The sequence below is a fragment of the Limnohabitans sp. MMS-10A-192 genome (genome assembly GCF_003063335.1).
Taxonomy (GTDB): domain Bacteria; phylum Pseudomonadota; class Gammaproteobacteria; order Burkholderiales; family Burkholderiaceae_C; genus Limnohabitans_A.
This window is the reverse complement of the sequence record NZ_NERX01000002.1, coordinates 462,689-469,648: the sequence shown is the minus strand read 5'-3', so window position 1 is coordinate 469,648 and position 6,960 is coordinate 462,689. Positions and strand designations below refer to the sequence as shown.

General features: G+C 59.9%; 8 protein-coding genes and 3 tRNA genes. 1 reads left to right on the top strand and 10 read right to left on the bottom strand.

Translation table 11 applies throughout. The annotated features are described in order from the left end of the window. Positions 1-85: 85 nt before the first annotated feature. The 5 genes from B9Z43_RS07175 to trpC form a co-directional block, all read right to left on the bottom strand. Positions 86-160, bottom strand: a tRNA-Thr gene (locus B9Z43_RS07175). A gap of 30 nt (positions 161-190) precedes the next feature. Then, positions 191-264: transfer RNA gene (locus B9Z43_RS07170), tRNA-Gly, on the bottom strand. 87 nt (positions 265-351) lie between these two features. After that, a tRNA-Tyr gene (locus B9Z43_RS07165) sits at positions 352-437 on the bottom strand. A 61-nt stretch (positions 438-498) separates the two neighbouring features. Further along, positions 499-1,197 (bottom strand): uracil-DNA glycosylase, encoded by a 699-nt coding sequence (locus tag B9Z43_RS07160; protein ID WP_233250021.1) that lies wholly within the window; start codon positions 1,195-1,197, stop codon positions 499-501. Positions 1,198-1,250: 53 nt separating this feature from the next. After that, positions 1,251-2,039, bottom strand: a complete 789-nt coding sequence (trpC, locus tag B9Z43_RS07155; RefSeq protein ID WP_108324168.1) for an indole-3-glycerol phosphate synthase TrpC — start codon at positions 2,037-2,039, stop codon at positions 1,251-1,253. Between trpC and B9Z43_RS17135 the strand changes: the two genes are divergently transcribed. Beyond that, positions 2,038-2,184, top strand: a complete 147-nt coding sequence (locus B9Z43_RS17135; RefSeq protein WP_158270081.1) for a hypothetical protein — start codon at positions 2,038-2,040, stop codon at positions 2,182-2,184. The two genes, trpC and B9Z43_RS17135, sit on opposite strands and share 2 nt — an antisense overlap. Here the strand turns inward: B9Z43_RS17135 and trpD are convergent. From trpD to rpe, 5 genes are all read right to left on the bottom strand, one after another. Then, positions 2,172-3,197, bottom strand: a complete 1,026-nt coding sequence (trpD, locus tag B9Z43_RS07150; protein WP_108324106.1) for an anthranilate phosphoribosyltransferase — start codon at positions 3,195-3,197, stop codon at positions 2,172-2,174. The two genes, B9Z43_RS17135 and trpD, sit on opposite strands and share 13 nt — an antisense overlap. 38 nt (positions 3,198-3,235) lie before the next feature. Further along, complete coding sequence (locus tag B9Z43_RS07145) at positions 3,236-3,817, bottom strand: aminodeoxychorismate/anthranilate synthase component II (RefSeq protein WP_108324167.1); 582 nt, start codon at positions 3,815-3,817, stop codon at positions 3,236-3,238. Positions 3,818-3,822: 5 nt separating this feature from the next. Further along, entirely contained in the window at positions 3,823-5,322 is a 1,500-nt protein-coding gene (gene trpE / locus B9Z43_RS07140; protein ID WP_108324166.1) for an anthranilate synthase component I, read from the bottom strand. A gap of 255 nt (positions 5,323-5,577) precedes the next feature. Then, a complete protein-coding gene (gene gph / locus B9Z43_RS07135; RefSeq protein WP_108324105.1) occupies positions 5,578-6,279 on the bottom strand; it encodes a phosphoglycolate phosphatase in 702 nt (233 codons plus the stop codon). Next, positions 6,279-6,959 carry a ribulose-phosphate 3-epimerase gene (gene rpe, locus B9Z43_RS07130; RefSeq protein ID WP_108324104.1) on the bottom strand — a complete coding sequence of 227 codons (681 nt, stop codon included), beginning with the start codon at positions 6,957-6,959 and terminating at the stop codon, positions 6,279-6,281. The genes gph and rpe overlap by 1 nt, the downstream gene beginning before the upstream one ends. Position 6,960 lies beyond the last annotated feature (1 nt).

The following is a 6,960-nucleotide window of genomic DNA, read 5'->3' as shown; positions in this document are numbered from 1 at the left end:
CTCTTTTGCCATTTTTTCAACTCCGAAAAGTAGTGGTCAACAACCAAGACAGAGGGCGCACAACTTGCATTGCGCGCCCCAAAACTGGTGCCCTTGGCGGGAATCGGACCCGCGACCTCTCCCTTACCAAGGGAGTGCTCTACCACTGAGCCACAAGGGCGAAAATCTTCAATAACCTCAATCGGATGATTGGAGCGGGAAACGGGAATCGAACCCGTGTCATTAGCTTGGAAGGCTAAGGTTCTACCATTGAACTACTCCCGCATCGAATGCCCTGCACGAGTGGATGCAAAGCCAATGCCTGGAAACCTTTTCCAAATGCTCAAAATCACCTGACTCAAGTCAGTTCGCTGGTGGAGGAGACTGGATTCGAACCAGTGTAGGCGTAAGCCAACAGATTTACAGTCTGCCCCCTTTAGCCACTCGGGCACCCCTCCGGAGCGAGCCTCAAATTATGCCACCTTTTCCGTGAATGTCGCAAGTCATGCGAAAAAGTTTTTACCAATCGATCGTTTTTAGGCCGCGCTGCATCAAAAAATCATTGGCCAGCGCGAAGTGACGACAGCCCAGGAAGGGCATCGGGGGCCGCATGGCCGACAAGGGTGAGGGATGGTTCGACTGTAAAACCAAGTGACGCGCATCGCCACTGACCGCATCGATCAGGCTTTTTTTGGCTTGGGCATGCGCGCCCCACAGCATGAACACCACGGGCTGCGCACTTTGCGCTACCGCCCGGATCAGCGCATCGGTCAAAACCTCCCAGCCCCAGCCGGCGTGGCTGGCCGCCTGCCCTTCTTCCACCGTCAAACACGCATTGAGGAGCAAAACGCCTTGCCGGGCCCAACGCACCAAGGAGCCTTGCTCAGGCACCGGCAAACCCAGGCTGTGGTGCAGTTCTTTGAAGATGTTGCGCAAACTGGGCGGCACGCGAACGCCATCGGGCACAGAAAAAGACAGGCCTTCGGCTTGTCCAGGCCCGTGGTAAGGGTCTTGACCCAGAATCACCACACGCACCTGACTGAGCGGCGTCAAGGTCAAAGCCCTCAATGGCTCCGGGGGGTACACCACAGCCCCCGAGGCCAATCTTTCGCTCAAGCGGGCCGACAAGCTTTGCCCCGCTGCCGAAGCCAGGAAATCCTGAACCAAGGCGGCCCATGCAGGGTCCAGCCCCGTCAGGTCTGGCGGCCAACGGTTCAAGCGCCTGGCAACAGGTGGCGCGTCAAAGAGCAGGCCCTGCTGCGTCACGCGATTCAGCCAAACAATTGGGCCAGCGCCTCGCCGGGCTCGGCGGCGCGCATGAAGGCCTCACCCACCAGGAAGGCATGGACATTCGCATCGCGCATGCGCTGCACATCCGCCGCATTCAAGATACCGCTTTCTGTCACCAGCAAGCGGTCTGCCGGCACGTCGGGCAGCATGTCCAAGGTGGTCTGCAAGCTCACTTCAAAAGTGCGCAAGTTCCGGTTGTTGATGCCCACCAAACGGGTCTTGAGCTTCAGGGCGCGCTCCAGCTCTGGGCGGTCATGCACTTCCACCAACACCGCCATGTCCAAGCCACGCGCCATCGCTTCCAGGTCGGCCATTTGCGCATCGTCCAGGCACGCAGCGATCAACAAGATCGCATCGGCCCCCATGGCACGCGCCTCATAGACCTGATAGGCGTCCACCATGAAATCCTTGCGCAGCACAGGCAGGTCGCAACTGGCCCGGGCTTGCTTGAGGTAGTCCACGCTGCCCTGGAAAAACTGTTTGTCGGTCAGCACCGACAAACACGCGGCACCATGCTCGGCATAGCTTTGCGCGATGTCTGCTGGAATGAAGTCAGCACGCAGCACGCCTTTGGAAGGGCTGGCTTTTTTGATCTCGGCGATCACGGCCGCTTGGCCTGCTGCCATCTTGGCGCGCATCGCGCCTTCGAAGTCACGGGTCAGCACACGGCTTTCCGCATCCGCGCGCATGGCGGCCAAGGATTTTTTGCCCAAGGCGGCGGCGACCTCTTCGCGTTTGACTGCGACGATTTTGTTGAGGATGTCACTCATGCTGATTTTCCCGATCGGACGCATCTGCGCCAGTTTTCAAAATACGAACAAAAACGCGGTGCATCACCACGCCGGCGATGGCGAACAAGGCCGATACACCCAAGGCGATCCAGGCGCCCTCATCTCGCCACATCAGGCGGCCTGACTGAAGGCCACAAACTGCGCCAGCTTGGCTTTGGCAGCACCGGACTCGATGGCCACTCGCGCACGTTCCACACCTTCGGCAATGCTGGCCGCCACATTGGCCGCATACAAAGCCGCACCGGCATTGAGGGTCACGATGTCACGCGCCGCGCCGGGCTGGTTGTCCAGAACGCCGCGCAACACGGCCAAAGACTGCTCCGGTGTATCGACCCGCAGCGCCCGGTTGCTGGCCATCGGCAAGCCAAAGTCTTCCGGGTGGAGTTCGTATTCGGTGATCTGGCCGTTCTTGAGTTCCCCGACCAAAGTGGAGGCCCCCAAACTGATCTCGTCCATGCCATCGCGGCCATACACCACCAACGCATGCTCGGCACCCAAACGCTGCAACGCCCGCACCTGAATGCCCACCAAATCAGAATGGAACACACCCATCAAAATGTTCGGCGCGCCGGCCGGGTTGGTCAGCGGCCCCAGGATGTTGAAGATGGTGCGAATGCCCAGCTCTTTGCGCACCGGCGCCACATTCTTCATGGCCGGGTGGTGGTTGGGCGCGAACATGAAGCCAATGCCCACCTCTTCAATCGAGCGGGCGATCTGCTCTGGCGTGAGGTTGAGGTTGGCCCCCAAGGCCTCGACCACATCGGCACTGCCCGATTTGCTGCTGACGCTGCGCCCGCCATGCTTGGCCGTTTTGGCCCCGGCCGCAGCGGCCACGAACATGGCGCACGTCGAGATGTTGAAGGTGTGCGCGCCATCGCCGCCTGTGCCGACGATGTCCACCAGGTTCGAGGGGTTGGCCACCTTCACCTTGGTGGAAAACTCACGCATCACCTGGGCCGCAGCCGTGATCTCGCCAATCGTTTCCTTCTTCACACGCAGACCGGTGATGAGGGCCGCCGTCATGACCGGCGACAACTCGCCATTCATGATCATGCGCATGATCTTGAGCATTTCATCGTGAAAAATTTCACGGTGCTCGATGGTGCGCTGGAGCGCTTCTTGAGGGGTGATGGGCATGGGCTTGTCCTGGCTGGAATGGCGTGATCGCGTAAGGCTCAGTCGCGCACGAGGAAGTTCTTCAACATGGCATGACCATGCTCGGTGAGGATCGATTCGGGGTGAAACTGCACGCCCTCGATGTCGAGTTGGGTGTGTCGCACGCCCATGATTTCGCCGTCATCGGTCCAGGCCGTGACTTTGAGGTCAGCGGGGCAAGACGCCCGCTCGATCGCGAGAGAGTGGTAACGGTTGACGGTGAATTTCTCAGGCAAGCCTGCAAACACCCCCTCTTGCGTGGTGGTGATGACGCTGGTCTTGCCATGCATCAACTCTTGCGCCCGCACGATCTTGCCGCCAAAGGCCGCGCCAATGCTCTGGTGCCCCAAGCACACGCCCAGAATCGGCAGCTTGCCCGCGAAATGCTGGATCGCCGCCACCGAGACGCCCGCCTCGGCAGGTGAGCAGGGCCCGGGCGAGATCACCAAACGGTCGGGCTTTCTTGCGGCGATGCCTTCGAGTGTGATTTCGTCGTTGCGAAAGACTTCGACCTCTGCGCCGAGTTCACCGAAATACTGAACAATGTTGAAGGTGAACGAGTCGTAGTTGTCCACCATGAGCAATTTGATTTTGTTTGTCATGGCGTTCACTCCAAACCTTCTTCGACCAACTCGCTCGCGCGCAGCAAGGCGCGCGCCTTGTGCTCGGTTTCGCGCCATTCCATCTCGGGTACCGAGTCGGCCACCACACCCGCAGCCGCCTGCACATACAGGGTCTGGTCCTTGATCACGGCAGTGCGGATCGCAATGGCCACATCCATATCGCCTGCATAGCTGATGTAGCCGCAGGCGCCGCCATACAGGCCGCGCTTGACGGGCTCCAGCTGGTCAATCAGTTCCATGGCATGCACCTTGGGCGCGCCCGTCAGGGTGCCCGCCGGGAAGGTGGCCTTGAGCACGTCCATATTGGTCATGCCCTCGTTCAAAATGCCTTCGACGTTGCTCACGATGTGCATCACATGGCTGTAACGCTCCACCACAAAGGCCTCGGTCACCTTGACCGAACCGATCTGTGCAATGCGACCGATGTCGTTGCGTGCCAGATCGATCAGCATCACGTGCTCGGCGCGCTCCTTCGGATCGTTGATTAACTCTTGCTCGGCGGCCTTGTCTTTTTCGGGGGTCGCACCCCGCGGGCGGGTCCCGGCCAGTGGCCGGATGATGACTTTGGCACCCTCTTCGGTTTGTTCCTGACGCACCAAAATCTCGGGGCTGGCGCCCACCACATGGAAATCGCCCAGGTTGTAGAAATACATGTACGGGCTCGGGTTGAGCGAGCGCAGCGCGCGGTACAGCGAGAGTGGGCTCTCGGTGTAGCGTTTCTTGATGCGTTGCCCAACCTGCACCTGCATGAAGTCACCTGCCGCGATCAACTCCTTGGCTTTTTCAACAGCAGCGATGTAATCGGCCTTGGCAAAGTCACGCTCAGCCGGATAAGACTGGCTGGCCTTGACCACTGGAGCGCTGACCGAGTACTTGAGCTGTTCTTTCAGGTCGCGCAAGCGTTTCTTGGCACCGGCATAGGCCTCAGGCTGAGCCGGGTCGGCATAGACAATCAGGTAGAGCTTGCCCGACAGGTTGTCGATCACCGCCAGCTCTTCGCATTGCAGCAGCATGATGTCGGGCGTGCCCAGCGTGTCGGGTGGGCATGATTTTTCGAGCTTCTTCTCAATGTAGCGCACCGCGTCATAACCGAAGTAGCCCGCCAAACCGCCGCAAAAACGCGGCAGTCCTGGGCGCAAAGCCACTTTGAACCGCGTTTGGTATTGCTCAATGAAGTCCAGCGGGTTGCCCTTGGCGGTCTCAATGACCACACCATCGCGCACGACTTCGGTTTGGGCATCGGCCCCAAAGCCACTGGCGCGCACCAGTGTGCGGGCAGGCAAGCCGATGAAGCTGTAGCGACCAAAGCGCTCTCCACCCACCACCGACTCCAGCAAGAAGCTGTACTTGCCGTTGTCCTTGGTGTGGGCCAGCTTCAGGTAAAGCGAGAGAGGGGTTTCCAGGTCCGCAAAGGCTTCCAGCATGAGAGGAATGCGGTTGTAGCCTTGGCTGGCCAGGCTTTTGAATTCAAGTTCGGTGATCACGGGCAAGAGCCTCCAACAGCTCGGCAACCTCAACGGAGGTGCATTCATTCATCCAAATGCCCAGCCAGTGCCGGGCGCGGGTGGCGGCACGGGCCGCACGGTTCAGGCGATGTCAGGCTGGCTGACGCCAGGGCCAGGCTCCCCGGCCTTCCACTGGGGAATGGCTCGGCAGGCAGGCTGCGCAGGAGTGGCTGAGGATGATGAACATGATGGACCTAGTGTAGCAAAGCCTGTTGGAAGTTTTCCTGACTTCTGTCATCGCCCAGCTTGCAGCCATGTCGGCAATTGGGCCAGCGAGTCCAGCCAGGCTGCCGCAGGGGTTTCCTGAATGGGGCGCCCATGGTTGTAGCCATAGGTCACCAACACCACCGGACAAGCCGCCGCATGGGCGGCCTGGGCATCGTTGCTGGAGTCGCCGACCATCAAGGTATTGCCCACGGCAGTGCCCAATGCTGCACAGGTCTTGAGGATGGGCAAAGGGTCTGGCTTCTTGCGCTCAAAGCTGTCGCCACCAAAGACATGGTCGAAAAAGCCTGCCAGGCCCTTGGCCTGGAGCAACGGCTGGGCAAAAGAAAGAGGTTTGTTGGTCAGGCAAGCCAGGCGGATGCCAGCGCCTTGCAAGGTCTGCAAGCCCTCGACAACGCCAGGGTAAACGTCCGAGTGCTGACCATTGCAACGCAGGTAGTGGTGTTGGTAACGCAGCCAGGCCGGCTCGTACAGCGTGTCTGCCGTCACGCAAGGGCTCACATTGGCCTCATGCTGTGCCAGCTGATGGGCCAGCACCGAACGGATCAGGTGCTCCGAACCTTTGCCCACCGTCCGCTCCACCAAGGCACGCGTGATCGGCGGCAAGTCCAAGTCGGCCATGGTGCGATTCAGGGCGATTTCAAAATCACCCAATGTGTCGACCATGGTGCCATCCAGATCCACGATGGCCGCTTGAATCACCAAGCCCATCAGCCCAGCGCTTGGCGCATTTGGTCAACCACTGCCTTGTAATCGGGCTTGCCGAAAATGGCACTGCCCGCCACAAAGGTATCCGCCCCCGCATCGGCCACGCGGCGGATGTTGTCGGCCTTGATGCCGCCATCCACTTCGAGACGAATGTCTTTGCCGCTGGCATCGATCAGCTTGCGGGCGTGCTCAATCTTGCGCAAGGACGAATCAATGAAGCCCTGCCCGCCAAAGCCGGGGTTGACGCTCATGATCAAGATCAGATCGATCTCGTCAATGGTCCACTCCAGCACATCCAGGGGCTCTGCGGGGTTGAACACCAAGCCGGCCTTCACGCCCTTGCTCTTGATGGCCTGGATGCTGCGGTGCACATGGGCACTGGCATCGGGGTGGAAGCTGATCAGATCCGCACCGGCGTCAGCAAACGATGCGGCCAGTGCATCCACAGGCGAGATCATCAGATGCACATCAATGGGCACAGCCACGCCCGATGCGGTTTTGGCATGGGGCTTCAAAGCCTGGCAGATCATGGGGCCGAAAGTCAGGTTCGGCACGTAATGGTTGTCCATCACATCGAAGTGGATCCAGTCGGCGCCGGCGTCGATGACGCTCTTGACTTCTTCGCCAAGGCGGGCGAAATCAGCCGAGAGGATGGAAGGGGCAATTCGGTATGTCGTCGTCATG